This is a genomic window from Bradyrhizobium sp. USDA 326 (assembly GCF_049739485.1).
In the GTDB taxonomy this organism is placed as follows: domain Bacteria; phylum Pseudomonadota; class Alphaproteobacteria; order Rhizobiales; family Xanthobacteraceae; genus Bradyrhizobium.
The window spans coordinates 6,463,152-6,481,627 of sequence record NZ_JBMGQA010000001.1 but is presented as its reverse complement, the minus strand read 5'-3'; the positions used below and the strand labels follow the sequence as shown (position 1 = coordinate 6,481,627).

Annotated in this window: 12 protein-coding genes and 2 tRNA genes; 1 reads left to right on the top strand and 13 read right to left on the bottom strand. The window is 65.3% G+C overall.

What is annotated here, in order from left to right:
- Positions 1 to 158: 158 nt before the first annotated feature.
- The 8 genes from ABIG06_RS30510 to ABIG06_RS30475 all read right to left on the bottom strand — a co-directional run bounded on the left by ABIG06_RS30510 (position 159) and on the right by ABIG06_RS30475 (position 9,920).
- Positions 159 to 1,430 (bottom strand): tyrosine-type recombinase/integrase, encoded by a 1,272-nt coding sequence (locus ABIG06_RS30510; protein ID WP_370139709.1) that lies wholly within the window; start codon positions 1,428 to 1,430, stop codon positions 159 to 161.
- A 283-nt stretch (positions 1,431 to 1,713) separates the two neighbouring features.
- Positions 1,714 to 1,788 (bottom strand) — tRNA-Asn (locus ABIG06_RS30505).
- Positions 1,789 to 2,610: 822 nt separating this feature from the next.
- Complete coding sequence (locus tag ABIG06_RS30500) at positions 2,611 to 2,994, bottom strand: RidA family protein (protein ID WP_124160914.1); 384 nt, start codon at positions 2,992 to 2,994, stop codon at positions 2,611 to 2,613.
- A 13-nt stretch (positions 2,995 to 3,007) separates the two neighbouring features.
- On the bottom strand, positions 3,008 to 5,338 hold the full coding sequence (locus ABIG06_RS30495) for an acetamidase/formamidase family protein (RefSeq protein WP_370140946.1): 2,331 nt from the start codon (positions 5,336 to 5,338) through the stop codon (positions 3,008 to 3,010).
- A 160-nt stretch (positions 5,339 to 5,498) separates the two neighbouring features.
- A complete protein-coding gene (locus ABIG06_RS30490; protein WP_370139708.1) occupies positions 5,499 to 6,740 on the bottom strand; it encodes an acetamidase/formamidase family protein in 1,242 nt (413 codons plus the stop codon).
- Between the two features lie 43 nt (positions 6,741 to 6,783).
- Positions 6,784 to 8,406 (bottom strand): amino acid ABC transporter permease/ATP-binding protein, encoded by a 1,623-nt coding sequence (locus ABIG06_RS30485; protein WP_370139707.1) that lies wholly within the window; start codon positions 8,404 to 8,406, stop codon positions 6,784 to 6,786.
- A complete protein-coding gene (locus ABIG06_RS30480; RefSeq protein WP_370140945.1) occupies positions 8,406 to 9,290 on the bottom strand; it encodes an ABC transporter substrate-binding protein in 885 nt (294 codons plus the stop codon). Before ABIG06_RS30480 ends, ABIG06_RS30485 begins: the two co-directional genes overlap by 1 nt.
- Positions 9,291 to 9,749: 459 nt before the next feature.
- Positions 9,750 to 9,920, bottom strand: a complete 171-nt coding sequence (locus tag ABIG06_RS30475; protein ID WP_370139706.1) for a hypothetical protein — start codon at positions 9,918 to 9,920, stop codon at positions 9,750 to 9,752.
- A gap of 254 nt (positions 9,921 to 10,174) precedes the next feature.
- Between ABIG06_RS30475 and ABIG06_RS30470 the strand changes: the two genes are divergently transcribed.
- Entirely contained in the window at positions 10,175 to 10,381 is a 207-nt protein-coding gene (locus ABIG06_RS30470) for a hypothetical protein (RefSeq protein WP_370139705.1), read from the top strand.
- Between the two features lie 69 nt (positions 10,382 to 10,450).
- Here the strand turns inward: ABIG06_RS30470 and ABIG06_RS30465 are convergent, their stop codons facing one another.
- The 5 genes from ABIG06_RS30465 to ABIG06_RS30445 form a co-directional block, all read right to left on the bottom strand.
- Positions 10,451 to 10,597: a hypothetical protein gene (locus ABIG06_RS30465; protein WP_199751554.1), complete on the bottom strand. Its 147-nt coding sequence runs from the start codon at positions 10,595 to 10,597 to the stop codon at positions 10,451 to 10,453.
- Positions 10,598 to 11,264: 667 nt separating this feature from the next.
- Positions 11,265 to 11,338, bottom strand: a tRNA-Cys gene (locus ABIG06_RS30460).
- 95 nt (positions 11,339 to 11,433) lie between these two features.
- Complete coding sequence (locus ABIG06_RS30455; RefSeq protein WP_424578468.1) at positions 11,434 to 12,168, bottom strand: tRNA-uridine aminocarboxypropyltransferase; 735 nt, start codon at positions 12,166 to 12,168, stop codon at positions 11,434 to 11,436.
- Positions 12,169 to 12,204: 36 nt separating this feature from the next.
- Complete coding sequence (locus ABIG06_RS30450) at positions 12,205 to 15,309, bottom strand: efflux RND transporter permease subunit (RefSeq protein WP_370139704.1); 3,105 nt, start codon at positions 15,307 to 15,309, stop codon at positions 12,205 to 12,207.
- Entirely contained in the window at positions 15,309 to 18,458 is a 3,150-nt protein-coding gene (locus ABIG06_RS30445; protein WP_370139703.1) for an efflux RND transporter permease subunit, read from the bottom strand. Before ABIG06_RS30445 ends, ABIG06_RS30450 begins: the two co-directional genes overlap by 1 nt.
- Positions 18,459 to 18,476 lie beyond the last annotated feature (18 nt).

Below are 18,476 nucleotides of genomic sequence, written 5' to 3'. Positions count from 1 at the left end.
AACGCTCTGTCTTATCCAAAAGAAGTATCAAGGATTGGATAACGACCAAGGTCCAATGCCGATGTTTGTGGGTGGGACTCCTCCAGGCGCCACCAAAAGTAAACCCGGCCACTTTGGCCGGGTCTAACTCCAGAGCAGCCGAGGCTACTTGGGGGCGATTACGCCACCAGCCTGAGGCGAGATTTTTTTCCGAGGCTGGTCACGAAGGCCTCCCAGTCCTCCAGCGCCTTGCGGCGCTTCTCGAACATGTCGCCCTGCGCGTAGGCCAGCTCGGCGTCCGAGCCCTCGATGTGGTGCAGGCAGAACTCCAGCGTCTCGCGCTGGTGGCCCGTCTCGTTCATGCCCCACGAGCGGAAGGTCGAGCGGAAGCCGTGGGTCGAGGCGCGCGGCTTGCCCTTGGTGCCGTTGTAGCCGAGCTGCTTCTGCACGACGGCGAGCAGCGTGTTCTCCGACAGCGTGCCGTCCTCGCCGCTGTTGCCGGGGAAGCAGAGCGTCTCGCCGCTGGCGCGCTCGTCGCGCACCTCCTCGATCAACTTGATCACGGTGTCGGTCAGCGGCACGTCGGCCTGCACGCCGTTCTTCATCACCTTGCCCGGGATCACCCACTTCATGCCGCCGTCCTCGGCCGGCACGAGCTGGCCGTCGCACATCTGGAAACCCTCGTTGGTGCGGGCGCAGGTCAGGATCACCGCCTGCAGGCACTTGGCGGCGACCGTGTTGATCTGGACCAGCTCGGCGAAGAAGGCCGGCAGCAGCTTGTAGGGCAGCGAGGGCCGGCGCCTGGTGGTGTTGGTCTGGGTCGGTAGGAACGGCAGCACCAGATCCTTGGCGGCCGGGTTGATGATGACGGCGGTGTTGCCCTTGGCGCGCTCGGCGGCGATCCAGCGCTTGAACACGCGCTCCAGCCGGCCCCTGAACTCGGTGGCGGTGGTCGGGATGGTCAGCCACAGTGGCTTCAGCACGCCGATGGCGTCGTCCACGGTGATGGTGTGGACCTGCTTGCCGTGCAGCGGCTTCGAATAGGTGTCGATGTCGCGCTGCCACTTTTCCACAGCCTTCTCGTGCGCCTGCTTGCCCTCGGTGCCGCGCTCCATCGCGGTGGCCATGGTGGCCTTGTAGAGATCCTCGAACAGCGGCGAGGTCTTCCGGCCGCCGGCCCCCTTGCCCTCGGTGACCTCCTCCAGCCGGGGGTCGATGTCGTCGCGAATCATGCGGCGGTACTTGGCCGCCAGATCCCGGGCCTCGTCGATGCTGCGGACGGTCAGGGAGCCCAGCCCCATGCGGAGCGGCTCGCCCCGGAAATCCTTGCGGAATTTCCAGCTCGCGGAACCGTTGGCGTTGACCGACAGGTAGAGCCCGCCGCCGTCATTGTGCTCCTTGCCCTTGGCGAGGGTGTGCAGCTTGGCGGGGTCGAGCAGCTCGATATTCATGGTAGTGTCCCTCTCGCGGATGGTCGCTGGTTAGGCTCCGGGGACCAGTTCCGCACTGTTGGTGGAAAAACCTGCAGTTTCTGGCCCCCGGCTTGCCGGCTGGGGGCCAGATCCGAACTGTAGGGCCAAGGGCAGGTTTGGGACAAATTTGGCGCCAGCGACACGGCGCGACATGGCCGCACCCAGCGCATCTCTCAGGCACACTAAGTTGCTGATCACAAAGGGTTTATTTGTGTCTGGGAGTTACTGAAAGTGAGCCAAAATGGCCTCATGTGAAGGCCAATGGCTCCCCGGGCTGGATTCGAACCAGCGACCATCCGATTAACAGTCGGATGCTCTACCGCTGAGCTACCGAGGAAAAGGCGAACCGTTCGTTCGCGCGCGGCTGCGTATAACAAAGCCGCTTGCGCTTGCAAAGGACGAATTCGTCATCATCCGCAAGGCGTCCCGAGGAGGGCCTGGCCTTCAAGGGCAAGGCCGCCATCGGCCGGGGCCAAACCTGCAATGACGGAAGCTGGGCGGAACGCCTCCCCACCGACGCAAATCTCTGTCGCAGACACACGTGCACATCCTCGCGGCTTGTCTCGCCCGAGCTTTGCTCCATCTCGACACCCCCTTTGTCAGGGGGCGCAGGGAAGACCGGGTGCCGGCCGGGCACCCACGGTCCACTGTGCGAAGGTTGCGCTACGAGAAGCTGCACAGCGGCATACAGGTGAAGCCAAACATCCGGCCTTCCCTGCGCAGTGGTTTGATGCCGAGTTCTCCCCGGGGAGCGATGCACTATTGCCCCCGTCGCCTTGCGGATGGCTGATGCGCGCGCCCGGTCGGGCCGCCACATCACCGCAAGACTTGGCGCACAGACCCGGGCGCCAGGACGACACGGTTTTGCCGTACGCAGATCACACCGGTCGTGTGCGCGAAGACCTGTCGCTCACGGTTGCCCGCCCTGCGATGTCTCTCGCGCCGATGTGACTAGCGTCCACCGCAGCTCACCCCGCGTGTCGTGACGATCGCGATACGCCCTCTGACCGGGATGAGGTGGCGCAGGAATACGCGAAAGCCGAATTTCGGTAAAATGGAATATTTTCGCGGGCGCGGATTGACCTGCCGGCCGGGTGTTTTGCCCGACAGGCAGCGCAAGGTCTTGTAGCCCTGTTGGCTCCATCCAGGCTGCGAACGATCACGGCCGCCGGCACACCAGATCGATCTCGATCAACGCATCGTAGGCAAGCCCGGTGACGCCGACACAGGTGCGGGCCGGCAGGCGATCCGGCGCGAAGAATGTGCGGTAGGTCTCGTTCATCGCGGCATAGTCCTCCTTGAAGCGGGTGAGATACACGCGCGTCATCACGACATGCTCGAGGCCGAGATCGAGGCCGGCGAGCACCACCTTCAGGTTCTCCATCACGGCGCGGGTCTGCGCGACGATGCCCTTGGGCAGCACGCCCGGCGCCTGCGGCGTGTCCGGCATCTGGCCCGTGACGAAGACAAATCCGTCGGTTTCCACCGCATGGCTGAAAGGCGCGACCGGTTTCGGTCCGCCGCTGATCATATGGAATTTCACTTGAGTGTCCTTGTTAAGATGCGTCCTGAAACAGGCGCTTGCTGAGGATGGCGTGCACGCCCCAATTGCCGTCGACGACCTGCGTGACGCCGAAATCGACGGCGGCGGACATCAGCGCGATCGCCTCGTCCTCGCTGAGGCCTTTGACGTTCATCAGGAAGCGCCGCATCTTGCGGAACGCATCCTTCATCGCGAGGTCGAGCGAGGACTTGGCGTAGACCTCGCTCTGCCCTTGGGCGCCGAACTCCGCGAGATAGTTCGGGTGGCTGAAGCCGGTCAGCACCCAATCGGTCGCGGTCTCGATCAGGGGGTAAGAGAGATCGGCGAAGGGCTGGCCGGCGAGATCGGCCTTCTTGTGCAGGATCACCTCGAAGGTGCCGGTCATCGAGCACTCGATTGCGGTGCCGCTGAGTTCGCCGTCGCCCTGCGCGGCATGGGGATCGCCGACCGACAGCAGCGCACCGGGAACCGAGACCGGAAGATACACGGTCGCCCCCTTCCCCAGCCGCCAATTGTCGAGATTGCCGCCGAAATAGGACGGCGGCACGGAGTCGACGAAATCGACCTCGCGCGGCGCCACCGCGATCACGCCGAAATGCGGACGCAGGGGAATCCTGATGCCGTCGAGTACGCCATGGCGGCGCTTGATCGTGGCAGGTGCGACGGGAACGCCGGGGTAGTCGTAGGTGGTGTGCACGACGCCAAACGGATCGGTCTGCGGCTCCCAGCGGTAGGAATAGAGGGCGCGGGCATGCGGCACCTCGGCGTCGTCGAAGATTTCATAGATGGTAACCGCTTCGCGCGGCTTGGGACCGCCGAGAAACTCGCTGTAGTGATAACCCCACCACGCTGCGACCGAGGAGCCGAACACACGGCCCGCATGGTTCGGATCGCGGCTCGCTCGCGGCACGATGTCGAGGATGCGCACCTCCAGCACATCGCCGGGCTGGGCGTCCTTCACCGCGACGGGCCCGGTGCAGATGTGCACGCCAAACCCCTCGCCGGCACCGCGGCCGAACACACTGGCATCCATGGGCCCTGCGCCGCGGCGGTCGACGTTCTTCTTGTCGCGCGTCCAGCCGAACACGCTTTCGGCGGCGGCATCGCCGGCGATCATCAACTCCGGATCGTCGGAGGCATGCTGGGTCAGCGTCTCGATGGTGATGGTGTCGCCCGAGGAAATCTCGATCTGCGGCGGCAGCGAACGGCTGAAATAGCCCCAATGGACGCGGCTGGCCTCGACCGGGAGATGGTGATGACGGCGTTCGGCCGTCGTCCGCGCCGCGGCGCCGGCACAGGCGACACTGCTGCGCGTCTCTACGTTCTGATGGGCGCGAAGCTGCGCCAGTGCCACCTGCGGCCAGCCGCGCTGGCCGGCGACGCCGTGCTGTGCAGTCGCGCGCTCCGCCTCCTGCTGGCGAAACTCGCGCGGTGACAGGCCGAAGCGATGTCGGAAGGCGCGGCTGAAATGCGCGGAGTCGCCAAAACCATAGGCGTAGGCGATCTCCGAGATCGAGCGATGAGCCTCGGTTGGGTTGGAGAGATCCGCCCAGGCGCGCTGGAGGCGGCGCTCGCGAACATAGTGGGTGAAATTGTCCCCGACGGCCTCGAACAGCTTTTGCAGGTAGCGTTCGGAGATCCCCTCGGCCTGCGCGACGCGCGCCGGCACCAGATCGGGATCGTCGAGACGGCGCTCGATGGTCTGGCAGATCCGGTGCAGCAGCGCAGCCTGCGTCGCGCTCGATCCAGCATCGGAGTTCGATGCCGCCAGCTGATGCGCGAGCGTCAGCAGCAGATCGACGAGGGATTGCACGATCGAATTCCATTCGGGATCGCTCAGGGTGTCGAGGGTCCGTGCAGTGGCATCGAGCAGGCGGGAGAATACGTCGGCAAAGCCGCTGGGTGGAACGACGCGGGGCCCGCCAAGGCGCGGCTTGCCCGAGAGGCGCCCGTGCAGCGCCTCCGATGTCACCGACAGCACGATGGCGCGCATATCGCGCTGGAACACGATGCTCCAGTCGCCGCTGCGCGGCAGCAGCACGAGATGACCGACGGGAACGATACGATGACTGCCGGCGCTCTTCAGCACCATGCCGTCCTCGACAGGCATCAGCGCGATGGGAAGGTCTTCGCTTGCTCGTGAGAGCGGGCCGACGCTCTGCGCGCCCGCAGCCATGCGCGTCAGCGCGACGCCTGCGGCGTTCCGGTGCGATGCGGTCGCGTGTCCGTCGAATATGCTGTGACCACCCGCCGGTTGCAGGCCGACCGCAGCCAGCACGTCCCGCCAGGCTTCGGGGCGGTCGTCTTGCGCGTAGGACTCGCTCGTGAACGGGCGGAAGCTCATCGGATCGACCCAGGTTGCAGTCGATCGAAGCAACCTCTGTGCCAGACGCACACGGTCGTCCGTCGCCGCGACGGGCCGAAGATGAGGTTCGTCGGTCACCATCCCATCCTGAAAAATGGGCTGCCCTTCAAAGCGTTAGGGCATGACGACGTGGAGAGATTCACTCGCACCGGAAGATGTTCTTGCGGATCGTGCCGTGGACGCCCCAATTGGCGTCGACGACCTGGGTGACACCGAAATCGGCCCCGACCGACATCAGCGAGATCGCCTCGTCCTCGCTGAGGCGATGTACGGTCATCAGGAAACGGCGGAGTTTTCTGAACGCATCGCGCATCGCACGGTCGAGACTGGAGTGATTGGCAATCTCGGTTTGTGCACCGGCGCCGAGCGTGGCCAGATAGTTCGGATAGGTGAAGCCGTAGAATGACCAGGCGTGGTCGGTCTCGAGCATGGGATGGTCGAGGCCCTCGAGGCTGGTGCCGGCGAGGTCGGCCTTCTTGTGCAGGATGAACTCGAAATCTCCGGTCAGCGAGGTCTCGATCGCGGTGCCGCCGAGCTCGCTGTCGCCCTGCGCGGCGTGGGGATCGCCGACCGAGAAATAGGCGCCGGGGACCGCGACCGGATAGAACATCCGCGCGCCCTTGCCGATGCGCCAGTCGTCGATGTTGCCCCCGGTATAGCTCGGCGGGATCGAGCTGACGAAATCGGCTTCCGATGGGGCAAGGCCCATGGTGCCGAAATGCAGCCGCGCCGGCACCTTCACGCTGGAGAGGATGTTCTCGCGCTTCCTGATGGTGGCGTGATCGACGCGGACGCCGGGATAGTCGATGGTCGGATGCACGATGCCGTCGGGGTCGGTCTGCGGCGTCCAGACATAGTTGTAGACCGCCTTCGCATAGGGCTCGCCGGAGATGTCGAGCTCGAAGATGGTGACGACCTCGCGCGGCTTCGGCTCCTCGATCAGGTCGTGATAGTGGAAACCCCAGTTCGCCGCGACATTGGAGCCGAAGCAGCGGCCGGCATGACAGGCACTGCAGCTCGGCCGCGGCCGGACGTCGAGGATGCGCACCTCCAGGATATCGCCGGGCTCGGCGCCCTCGATCGCGACCGGTCCGGTGAGGAGATGAACGCCGATCCCCTCGCCTGCGCCGCGGATGAACGGGCCCTCTGTCGGGCCAGAGCCGCGACGCGCGACCGCCTTGTGCTCGCGCGTCCACTGAAACACGCTCTCGGCGCCCGGATCGCCCTGAATCATGCGCTCGTAATCGTCGTTGGCGTGATGGGTCAGTGTCTCGATCGTGGCGCGATCCCCGGAGCGCAGCGTCAGGGCCGGCGTGACTGTCTTGGAGAAATAGCCCCAGTGGACGGTTTTCGGCGAAACCGGCAGCGTGACATGCTTCATCAGATGGCCTCTTCGGGAGTCTCGAACCTTGCGGATGCGCCGCTCATCGCACGGCCTCCGGAGCCTTGTCGGCTTCCATGACACTGAGGAATCGCGCGGTCAGCGGATTGCGGGGATTGGAGAGCACCTCGTGCGCGGGCCCCTCCTCGATGATCGCGCCGCCGCTCAGGAAGGCGACGCGGTCCGCGACTTCGTCGGCGAAGCGGATCTGATGTGTCGAGATGATCATGGTGAGGCCATCATCGATGGCGAGACGGCGGATCACCTCCAGCACCTCGCTGACCAATTCGGGATCCAGCGCGGAGGTCGGTTCGTCCAGCAGCAGCACGCTCGGGTTCGGCGCCAGCGCGCGGGCAATGGCGACGCGCTGCTGCTGGCCACCGGAGAGATGCCGCGGCAGCGCATGGGCGCGATGCGCGAGCCCGACGCGGTCGAGCAGCTCGGCGGCGCGGCGATCGGCGTCGATCCGGGTCATGCCGTGTACCCAGCGCAGGGGACCGGCGATGTTCTCCTTCGCCGACAGATGCGCGAACAGATTGAACTGCTGGAACACCATGCCGACGCCGACACTGGCGCGCTCATTGGCAATCGCCCGCGGCGGCAGCGGCCTGCCATTCTCGCCAAAGCCGAGGCGCCGGCCGCCGACGCGCACGGTGCCGGCATCCCAATTCTCAAGGTGGTTGATGCAGCGAAGCAATGTGCTCTTGCCGGAGCCGCTGGGCCCGAGCAGCGCGACCACCTCGCCGACGCGCACCGTGAGGTCGAGGCCGCCGAGCACCTTCTGCGGGCCGTAGCTCTTGGCGAGATCCTTCACTTCGACCGCGATATTGTTGCGCGCAATCGTCGCGGCGCGGCGGGCGCGCTCCTCGCGCGTCAGGCTCGGCGACGGGGTGGCCGCGAGCTCTGCTGGTGCGGGCTCGGGATCGGCGACGGTCGCAGCTGCGAGTTCGACTTTGGAGACCAGATCGACCCGGCGCCAGGGCAGATAATCGGCGAGCTTGCGCTCGCGGCGCGTGGTGCGGTCGAGATCGAGCCACCATTCGACGAAGAGCTGGATCGCGCTGATGGTCGCGGTCAGCACGAGATAGAGCAGACCCGAGGCGAAGAAGATCGAAAAGAAGTCGAAGGTCGAGGACGCGAGCTGCGTCGAGCGCAAGGTCAGCTCCTGCACCGCGACGACGGAGGCGAGCGAGGAATTCTTCAGCGCGCTCACCGCCTCGTTGCCGAAGGCCGGGATCATCGTGCGGATGGCTTGCGGCGCGATGATCCTGCGCATCAGCACTGACGGTGTCATGCCCAGCGCCTGGCCGGCCGTCAGCTGCCCGCGGTCGACGCCGAGCACCCCGGCACGCAGCATCTCCGCGATGAACGGCGCCTCGTTGCAGGCGAGTGCGAGACCGGCAGCCAGCACGGCCGGCAGCTTGATGCCGATATGCGGCAGCGCGTCGTATGCGAACACCATCTGCAGGATCAGCGGCGTGCCGCGGAAGATCACGGTATAGGCCCTGGCGATTGCCGCCAGGGGCCAGAAGCGGGAGAGCTGCATGCCGGCGAGGATCAATCCGAGGATCAACCCGCCGCCGAGCCCGAGGGCGGTCACCTCGAGGGTGAGCTCGATGCCCGCGAGCAGATACGGCATGCTCAGGTAGTGAAGGAACAGCGACATCAGTCGGCCGTGAGAATTTCCGGCTCCATGAAGTTGTTCACATCGAGCCCGTGCTTCTTCAGAAGCTCCATGTGCGTGCCGGCCTTCTGCACCTCGATCAGCGCAGCGAGCACGGCGTCGCGGAATTTGGGCTTGTTCTTGGGCACGGCGATGCCGACGGAATACGGGATCGTCACCGCGATCGCCTTCTCCAGCTTGTCCGGATAGGCCTTTACGGCGCTGTCGACGGTGTTGACGTCGTTGATGTAGGTGTCGGCACGGCCGGCGAGGATCGCCTGAATGCAGTTGGCGTTGTTGTCGTAGAGCTGGATGGTCGGTTCGGGCTTGCCGGCCTTCTTGCACTCCGGGATCAACGCCTGAATCAGGGGCACCTCGACATAGCCGGTGTTCTCGGCGGCAGCGGCACCGCACAGTGACATGTTGATGCCGTTGATGCCCTTCGGATTACCTTTGGCGACCAGCACGCCGTCGAACACCTTCGAGTAGGTGATGAAATCGGCAGCCTTGGCGCGCTCCTTGGTGGCGTAGATGTCGGAGATCACGATGTCGGCCTGCCCCGCGGCCAGCGTGGTCAGGAGCGCTGCGAACGTCACCGGCTTGTAGGTCAGCTTGAAGCCCAGACATTCGCCGATGGCTTCGCCGAGATCGATATCGAAACCGATGTACTTGCTGGGATCCTTGGGATCGATGGTCTCATAGCCCGGCGTGTGCGGGTTGATGGCGTTGACGAGCGTCTTGCCCTTCCAGTCCGGGTATTTCTCCTGGAGCGCGGCGCAGGCGGCGGGAGCTGCAGCCTGCGCGCTGATCGGTGCGGCGACGACGAGACCGAAAGCAATGGCGGCGCCGAGCATGAGCTTGCGCCGTGGCAATGATGCGCGCGCCATCTCCCCCCGCGCCTGGGGCCAAACCGATTTCTCCATCTCGCCAGCTCCTCCGAAATGCCATGGCGCCTGCCATGGTCCAGTGATCGGGGCGGAAGCCTGCGGGAGTGCGCCGCGAAAAGCTTGTCCGCGGGCGTACAAAAAATTGGATGGAGTGCGCCCGGCATTTGGGCAAACGGCTGCATAAAAACTGTTCGCAGACCACGAAGCGGAGTGGGTGCTGGATTTTCGAATTCGGCAGAACCAAATGATCTCGGCTGACGCGGCAATCTGTCCGACCGGAGAATCATTCGGTGAAGCGATTTGACAGAGATATGACGTTTGCCGATGAAGATGCGGCCCATCCGCAGCAAATCAACCGGCCCTCCACAGCCTGTCCGCAGCATATCCACAGGCTCACCACGCCGAATTCGCCAGCCCGTGCGAGATACTTGCTGCGCACAAATCCACAGGCCGCGTGGCTCAGCCGCAGCCTGATCGAACACCGCGCGACAGCCCTCGCTCAGGCTGGACCGGTTGCGCTGTGCCATGGGCATGAGCGGTGGAGGCGAACAGCGCCAGGAACAGTCCGACCGTCGAGGCGCCGCGCGCCTGGCTCTTCACGCCCGCAAACCGCAAGAACCTTGCCTTCATGACCAGGTCTCCCGATCTGCCCGGCCGGCGCCGGCCAATTTGGTGCGAAGACCTAGCTAGGAGAAATAAGTCGCTGGGAATGTGATCTCTCTCACTCCGCGAAGCCGTGGAGGCACGTAAGGTTGCCCGGAATTCTTCAGGGGTCGTTAACCAATCGGGTCGCGATCGCCGGATCGTTAAAATGCGAGCGATCGGGTCAATCCGAACACAAACCGGCTTTGCGACATTGCGTCATCCGCGTTCCGGAGGGTGTGATGAGCGAAGCCGAATTCAACTTGCTGCTGGATGCCGTCCGGGACGTCATGGTCCTCGAGGACCGGGCTCCCGCGCCGGAGGAGGAATTCGTGTCCCGCTCGTGGAGCCTCGACGCGACGCCCAGGACGACTCCAAAGGCCGCCAATGACAACGAGGGCGCCTGGCCCCTCCTGCCCTTTCCCGACGGCTGGTACGCGGCCAGCTGAGGCTGGCTTCATCGTGAACGGATGCGCCCGCCTGACGGGCGGTTTGGCGACCAGGTCTCCGCGCAACTATCAATTCTTGACGCGTTCCTCGCTGTCCTGCGGCGCCCGGTCGGGTGCGGCCGGTGGAAAGATGCTGTCATAGATCGCGCGCGCCTCGCGAATGAGGCGAGCCCGCTCCAGCTCGGATTTCGGGACAAATCGGACGATCTCGCCCACGGCTTCTCCAGCGCTCGATTGATCGGATATTTCGCCCGATCGATGCGAACTCCATGCCAGCGGGCCTGAATCGGCGGTTGGCGCGGGGGGCCGGACAAATCCGGTGTGGCCCCGCCTGCACCTTGCGGGCTTACGCTGGCGGGCTCTTGCTCGCGCTCAGAGGAATGATGATGACGATCGCCAGAATATCCACCCGGCAATCCCGACGGCTATCATAGCCCGTCCTGTGTCGAACTGGCGGAAGGCAAATGCCACGGGCTGTTTCGTCGGGTCACTTGGCTCTTTCGGCACACCCGGAGGATACCGACGTGCCGATCGAATAGCATGCGGGCGGATCCGCCTTCGCAGGCGCGCCCTTTGCCGCCTCGGGCCCTCGATTCGTCGCCCCCCAGAAGACCGCTAACGCGGCCACAGCCCCGACGATTGCGAGCGCGATCTTGTCAAACTTGACGAAAACGGGACGACGCTGAAGCTCGTCGGGTGCAATGTGCTTCACTTAACGCAACTCGGACTAATTTCGGAACAATCATGGATGAGTTCCGGTTCCCTTGCAAGGCACGGCCACGTGAGCAACCTCGGGAGGCGAAGGCCTAGCAATCCGCTAGCAGGCCGGAATTGGCCGAACAGACAAGGAGGAGATTTAGCAAGTAAATTCAAGTTTTTATGATGGAGGCCACGACCAGAATTGAACTGGTGTACACGGTTTTGCAGACCGTTGCGTAACCACTCCGCCACGTGGCCCCGTAAGGGCGGAGCAATATAGGGGATGAAGCGTTTAGGCAACCGCCTTCGTCCGACTCTGGCGGCGACGCGGCTGTTTCCGATGTGGATCGAAGTCAGGCGCGTTTGCGACGCCGGAAGTCGCGCCGGCGGCCCTTCGGGGCCGGTTTGGGCGCCAATTCCGGCATCTCGGCCTGGACCTCGCGATATCGTGTCAACAGCCGGTCAAAACTCGCATGCAGCGTGTCGGCGATGTCAGGACGCCGCTCTAGTCCGGCAAGGATCGTCGCCGCGGCCTCAATGGTCGAGAGCCCGTCGCTGCGCGGCTCCTTGCGCAGAGGCCCATAGCGCGAGGGGTGCGCCGGGTTGAGGATCACGCGCTGACACTTGAGCATCCACGGATTGCGCCACCATAGCGCCTTGGCCTGGCTCCAGGTACCGTCGAGCAGCACCACGCCTTCGAGCTTGCCGAGGATTGCGCGCTGGTTCTCCGCGACCTCACCCTTGCGGTTGAGCGCGACGATCTCGCCTTTGGCCTCGAGATCTGCCGCGCGCGCCGAGCCGAGATAGAGTACGGCCCAGTGCGAGGCGTTCTCGACCGGCCGCCCCAGCGCCTTGGACAGGCTCGGCCAGGACAGGCCGACCCGCACTGTGGCATCGGCGAAATGCCTGGCAAGCAGCCGCGCGGTGCCGAGCGCCCTGTCCTGCTCCTGCGGATGCTGGAGGATCAGGAGCGACAGCCGGTTTTCGATCGGTGTGACGCTGTCGCAGATGCAGAGCGGCATCGGCTTCTGGCAGTGCGGGCATTCGGGAATGGGATCGGCAGCGGCCGTATCTGCTGGGTTCGACATGGGCGCGCTATACGCTTCGTGCGGCGCTTGAACAACCTATTCCGCCGGTGCCGCCAGCGGACGCGGCTCGGACCGCCGCCGCAGGCGGTCGATCAACAGGTAGATCACGGGCGTGGTGTAGAGCGTCAGGATCTGAGAGACGAACAGGCCGCCGATGATGGTGATGCCGAGCGGGCGGCGCAGCTCCGTGCCGGGGCCGGTCGCGACCACGAGCGGAATGCCGGCGAACAGCGCCGCCATGGTCGTCATCAGGATCGGCCGGAAGCGCGTCTGGCAGGCCTCGAAGATCGCCTCCGCCGAGGACAGGCCGCGCTGGCGTTCGGCGTCAAGCGCGAAATCCACCATCATGATGCCGTTCTTCTTGACGATGCCGATCAACAAGATGATGCCGACGAAGGCGATCACGGTCAGCGGCGTATTGGTGAGCTGAAGCGCGAGCAGCGCGCCGAGCCCCGCCGAGGGCAGCGTCGAGATGATTGTGAGCGGATGGGCGAGGCTCTCATAGAGCACCCCCAGCACGATGTACATCGCCACCAACGCACCGAGGATCAGAAGCGGCTGCCGGCCGCTGGTCTTGGCAAAATCCCCGGCATTGCCGTCAAAACTGCCGCGAATGCCTTCGGGCATATGCAACTCTTCCACCGCACGCTGGATGTTCTGGGTCGCCGCTTGCAGCTGCACGCTCGGCAGCAGATTGAACGACACCGTGGTCGAGGGGAACGACTGCGAGTGATAGACCGCGAGCGCGGCGAGCCCGCGGCTCGCGTGCACCACGGCCGACAGCGGCACCTGCGCGTCGCCGGCGCCCGCGACATAGATACGATCGAGGTTGGATGGGTCGACCTGGAATTTCGGATCGATCTCGAGCACGGTCATGTACTGGTTGCGCTGGGTATAGATGATCGAGATCTGCCGCTGCGAGAAGGCGTTGTTCAGCGCGTTGTCGATGTCCTGCACCCTGACGCCGAGCGCCGAGGCCTTTTGTCGATCGATGCTCAGGGTCAACTGAAGCCCGCCGGGATCGCGGTCGCTGGAGATGTCGGTGATGCCCTCGACGCTCTCCATGCGCTTGGCGACGATCGGCGCCCACTTCTGCAGCAGACCAAGGTCGGTGCTGGTCAGAGTGTACTGGTAGTTGGAATCACTCTGCCGGCCGCCGGCACGGACGTCCTGGGCGGCGAACATGAAGAGGCGGATGCCGGGCACAGGATACAGCGCGCGTCTCAGACGGTCGATCACAACCTCCGTCGAGACGTGGTCGCGCTCCTCCGGCGGCTTGAGGCTGATATACATGATGCCGCGGTTCGATGTCGCTCCCCCCGGCCCACCGCCGGCGCCGACGGTCGAGCCGATGCCGGCCACGGCGGGATCCTTCATCACGATGTCGGCGAGCCGCTGCTGGAGGCCCAGCATCGACTGGAACGAGATGTCGGCCGAGGCCCGCGTCGCCCCGATGACGAAGCCGGAATCGTCGGTCGGGAAATAGCCTTTGGGGACCTTGATGTAGAGCGTCACGGTGAGGCCGATGGTGGCGAAGAACACCAGCAGCGTCGCCAGCGGGTAGTCCAGCACGGCGCGCAGGGTTTTGGCGTAAAAGGCGACGATGCGCGTCAGCGACCCCTCGATGAGGCGGTCGAACAGGGTCGCGGTGCTGGACGTGGTCTGCCGGATGTAGTGGGCGCAGATCATCGGCGTGACCGTGAGCGACACGAGCGTCGAGACCAGGATCGCGAAGGTCAGCGTCAGCGAGAACTCGCGCAGCAGGCGGCCGACGATGCCGTCCATGAAGATCAACGGCGTGAAGGCGGCGATCAGCGATAGGCTGATCGAGACCACCGTGAATCCGATCTGCTTCGCGCCCTCCTGCGCCGCCCGGAACGGCCGCATGCCCTGCTCGAGATTGCGATACATGTTCTCGATCATGACGATGGCATCGTCGACCACGAAGCCGACGGAAATCGCCAGCGCCATCAGCGACAGATTGTCGATCGAGAAGCCCGCGACCCACATGCCGGCGCAGGTGCCGGCCAGCGCCAGCGGCACCGAGATGCCGGCCGCGATCGTCGGGGTCAGCCGCCGCAGGAACACGAACACCACGGCCATCACCAGGAACGCGGTCGCAAGCAGGGTCCACTGCATGTCCAGCACGCTGGCGCGAATCGTGCCGGTGCGGTCGACCAAAGTGGAGATCTCGACGCCGGCCGGGATCCACTGCTTCAGCGCGGGGATCAGCGCCTTCACCCTGTCGACGGTGTCGATGACGTTGGCATCACCCTGCTTGGTGATCTGGATCAGGACTGCCGGCTGCTTGTTGAACCAGGCGATCGAGCGGGCGTTGCGGACGGAATCCTCGATGTCGGCGACGTCCGAGAGCCGCACGAAATTGCCGTTGGAGCTCTTGATGAGGATGTCGCGGAACTCCTTCGCGGTGCGCATCTGCCGATTGAGCGCCAGCGTCTCGCTCTGACGCTCGCCTTCGAAAATGCCGACGGGACCGAGCGGGTTGGCGTTGATGATCGCGGTCCGGACGTCGTCGGTGGCGATCCCGGCGTTCGACAGCGCCACGGGGTTGAGCTGCACCCGCACGGCCGGCTGGTCGGCGCCGGACACGGTGACGTCACCGACGCCCGGCACTTGCGAGATGCGCTGCGCCAGCACGGTGTCGGCGACGTCGTAGATCGCGCTCGCCGACAGCGTCTTCGAGGTCAGCGCCAGCACGAAAACCGGCGCGCCGGCCGTATTCGCCTTGCGGAAGCGCGGCAACGTCGGCAGGTCGCTTGGCAGGTCGACCATCGCGGCGTTGATCGCCGCCTGGACGTCGCGTGCGGCCTTGTCGATGTTGCGGCCGATGTCGAACTGGAGCTGGATGCTGGTCGTGCCGAGGGTCGAGGTCGAGGTGATCTGGTTGATCCCGGCGATCTCGCCTAGCCGCCGCTCGAGTGGCGAAGCCACCGTGGCCGCCATCACCGACGGGTCGGCGCCGGGCCGGCTGGCCGAGACGAAGATGGCGGGGAAATCGACGTTCGGGACCGAGGCGACGGGCAAGAAATGGTAGGCGACGACACCCAGCAGGAACAGCCCGATCGACAGCAGCGTGGTCGCGACCGGCCGGCGGATGAAGGGCTCCGAGATCGATGCCATCACTGCATCCCCTCGGTCGCGCCTGCGACCGGCGGTCCCCCGGATTCGGCCGGCGGCAGCGCCTGCTCGAGGCGGCGGTTGATGCGGTCGAGCGCGAGGTAGATCACCGGCGTGGTGTAGAGCGTCAGCAGCTGGCTCAGTAGCAGGCCGCCGATGATGGAGATGCCGAGCGGAAAGCGCAGCTCGGCGCCGGTGCCGCTCTCGATCGCGAGCGGCAGCGCGCCGAACAGCGCCGCCAGCGTCGTCATCATGATGGGACGGAAGCGCAGCAGGCAGGCCTGCACGATCGCCTCGTTGGGTGACATCCCCTGCCCGCGCTCGGCCTCCAGCGCGAAGTCGATCATCATGATCGCGTTCTTCTTGACGATGCCCATCAAGAGGATGATGCCGATCAGGCCGATCACCGAGAGGTCCTGACCGAACAGCATCAGCGCCAGGATCGCACCGACGCCGGCCGAGGGCAGCGTCGAAAGGATCGTGATCGGATGGATGTAGCTCTCATAGAGCACACCCAGCACGATGTAGATGGTGATGACGGCGGCGAGCAGCAGCCAGGGCTGTCCGGCAAGCGCCCTGGCGAACTCGGCGGCATCGCCGGCATAGACGCCGACGATACTGTTGGGCATGCCGATCCGGGTCTCGATGGCCTTGACCGCCTCGACGGCGTCGCCGAGCGCCGCGCCCGGTGCGAGGTTGAAGCTGAGCGACACGGACGGGAACTGCGCCTGATGCGAGATCGCCAGCGGCGCCGTGGTCCGCTTCAGCGTCGCCACGGCCGAGAGCGGCACCTGGGCACTGGGCGCGCCGACGGTGCTGCTGGCGGCCCCCGGCAGATAGAGTTTTGACAGGATCGAGGGATCACGCTGGTACATCGGCAACGCCTCCAGCACCACGCGGTACTGGTTGGCCTGCCCGTAAATGGTCGAGATTTGTCGCTGCGCGAAGGCGTCGTTCAGCGTGTCGGTGATGGCCTGGAGGCTGACGCCGAGCTGACCGGCGCGGGTGCGGTCGACATCGAGCTGGGCCCGCAAGCCCCCTTCCTGCGCCTCGGAGGAGACGTCCCGGAACAAGGGATCGCGCCGCATCTCCGCAACCAGCTTGCGCGCCCATTCCGAGACCAGCGTCGCATCGGTGCCGGTCAGCGTGTACTGGTATTGCGAACGGCTCGACTGGGTCGAGATCTGCACGTCCTGCACCGGCTGGAAATAGACGGTCATGCCGGGGATGGCTGATACCCGCTCCTTCAGCCGGGCGACGACGCCTGTGACGTCCTCGCGCCGCTCGCCGCGCGGCCTCAAGCTCATGACGAGCCGGCCGACATTGGTGGTCGGGTTGACCGAGCCCGCGCCGATCACCGAGACCACGCCGACCACATCAGGGTCGGCCCTGATGGCGTCGGCCGCCTCGGCCTGTCGTTTCTTCATCTCCGCAAACGAGACGTCGGGTCCGGCCTCCGTCACCGCCGTGATCGAGGCGGTATCCTGCAGCGGGAGGAACCCCTTCGGCGCGACGACATAGAGCACCAGGGTGGCGATTAGCGTGGCGAAGGTCACGACGAGCGTGGCGCGCTGGCGCTCCAGGACCCACAAAAGCGATCTGTGATAGGCGTCGACCGTGCGGTCGATGAAACGGCTGATCGCCGCCAATCCCGGCACCGCCAGCTCCTGATGGGCATGCTTGAGTAAACGGGAGCACATCATCGGCGTCAGCGTCAGCGAGACCACCGCCGACGTCACGACCGCGATGGTCAAGGTCAGCGCGAATTCGCGGAACATGCGCCCGACGAGACCCGACATGAACAAGAGCGGAATGAACACCGCGATCAGCGACACCGTCAGCGAGATCACGGTGAAGCCGATCTCGCTGGCGCCTTTCAGCGAGGCCTCCATCGCGCTGTCGCCGTTCTCCATGTGGCGGACGATGTTCTCGATCATGACGATGGCGTCGTCGACGACGAATCCGGTGCCGATCGTGAGCGCCATCAGCGAGAGATTGTCGAGGCTGAAGCCGGCAAAATACATGATGCCGAAGCTCGTGATCAGCGACAGCGGCAGCGCGACGCCTGCAATGAGCGTGGCGCGCAGCGAGCGCAGGAACAGCAGCACCACCAGCGTCACCAGCACGACGGCAAGCACCAGCGTGAACTGCACGTCGCGCACCGAGGCGCGGATGGTGACGGTGCGGTCGGAGACGATCGTGAGGTTCACGCCGGCCGGAATCGCGCGCTGCACTTTCGGGATTTCCGCGCGGATCTGGCTGACGACGTCGATGACGTTGGCGCCGGGCTGGCGCTGGATGTCGATGATGACGGCCGGCGTGCCCTGGTACCAGCCGCCGGTGCGGTCGTTCTCGAGGCCGTCGACGATCTGGGCGACGTCGCCAATGGTGACGGGCGAGCCGTTGCGATAGGCAATGATCACCGGCTTGTAAGCGTCTGCGGCGGCGATCTGGTCGTTGGCGGCGATGATATAGGATTGCTGCGCGCCGTCGAGCGAGCCCTTCGGCCCTGATACGTTGGCATTGGCGATCGCTGTGCGCAGATCCTCCATGGCGATGCCGTAGGCGGCAAGGCGCGCGAGATCCGCCTGGATGCGTACGGCCGGCTTCAGCCCGCCGAGCACCGACACGCGCCCGACGCCGGATATCTGGCTCAAGCGTTGCGCCAGAATGGTGTCGGCGATGTCGCTCATCACGCGCGACGAGATCGTGTCGGAGCGCAGCGCCAGCGTCATCACCGGCGCATCCGCCGGGTTCACCTTGGCGTAGGTCGGCGGATAGGGCAGCGTCTTGGGCAGCACGCCGGCCGCCGCGTTGATCGCGGCCTGCACGTCCTGGGTCGCGCCGTCGATATCGCGGTTGAGGTCGAACTGGAGCGAGATCTGGCTGACGCCGAACGAGCTGGTCGAGTTCATCGCCGACAGCGACGGGATCTGGCCGAGCTGCCGCTCCAGCGGCGCGGTGATCAGTGAGGCGATGACGTCGGGGCTGGCGCCCGGAAGCTGCGTCGTCACCTGCACGGTCGGGAAATCGACCTGGGGCAGCGCCGAGACCGGCAGCGCGAAATAGCCCAGCAGCCCACCGATCATGAGCGCAATGCCGAGCAGCGAGGTCGCGATCGGCCGTCGGATGAAGGGTTCGGAGACACCCATGGGATCTGCCTGCCGCTT

Coding starts and splice junctions, on each gene's coding strand:
- ABIG06_RS30510 (WP_370139709.1), bottom strand. CDS start 1,430: ATGAATATCGAGCTGCTCGACCCCGCCAAGCTGCACACCCTCGCCAAG.
- ABIG06_RS30495 (WP_370140946.1), bottom strand. CDS start 5,338: ATGAGCTTCCGCCCGTTCACGAGCGAGTCCTACGCGCAAGACGACCGC.
- ABIG06_RS30490 (WP_370139708.1), bottom strand. CDS start 6,740: ATGAAGCATGTCACGCTGCCGGTTTCGCCGAAAACCGTCCACTGGGGC.
- ABIG06_RS30485 (WP_370139707.1), bottom strand. CDS start 8,406: ATGTCGCTGTTCCTTCACTACCTGAGCATGCCGTATCTGCTCGCGGGC.
- ABIG06_RS30480 (WP_370140945.1), bottom strand. CDS start 9,290: ATGGCGCGCGCATCATTGCCACGGCGCAAGCTCATGCTCGGCGCCGCC.
- ABIG06_RS30475 (WP_370139706.1), bottom strand. CDS start 9,920: ATGAAGGCAAGGTTCTTGCGGTTTGCGGGCGTGAAGAGCCAGGCGCGC.
- ABIG06_RS30470 (WP_370139705.1), top strand. CDS start 10,175: ATGAGCGAAGCCGAATTCAACTTGCTGCTGGATGCCGTCCGGGACGTC.
- ABIG06_RS30455 (WP_424578468.1), bottom strand. CDS start 12,168: ATGTCGAACCCAGCAGATACGGCCGCTGCCGATCCCATTCCCGAATGC.
- ABIG06_RS30450 (WP_370139704.1), bottom strand. CDS start 15,309: ATGGCATCGATCTCGGAGCCCTTCATCCGCCGGCCGGTCGCGACCACG.
- ABIG06_RS30445 (WP_370139703.1), bottom strand. CDS start 18,458: ATGGGTGTCTCCGAACCCTTCATCCGACGGCCGATCGCGACCTCGCTG.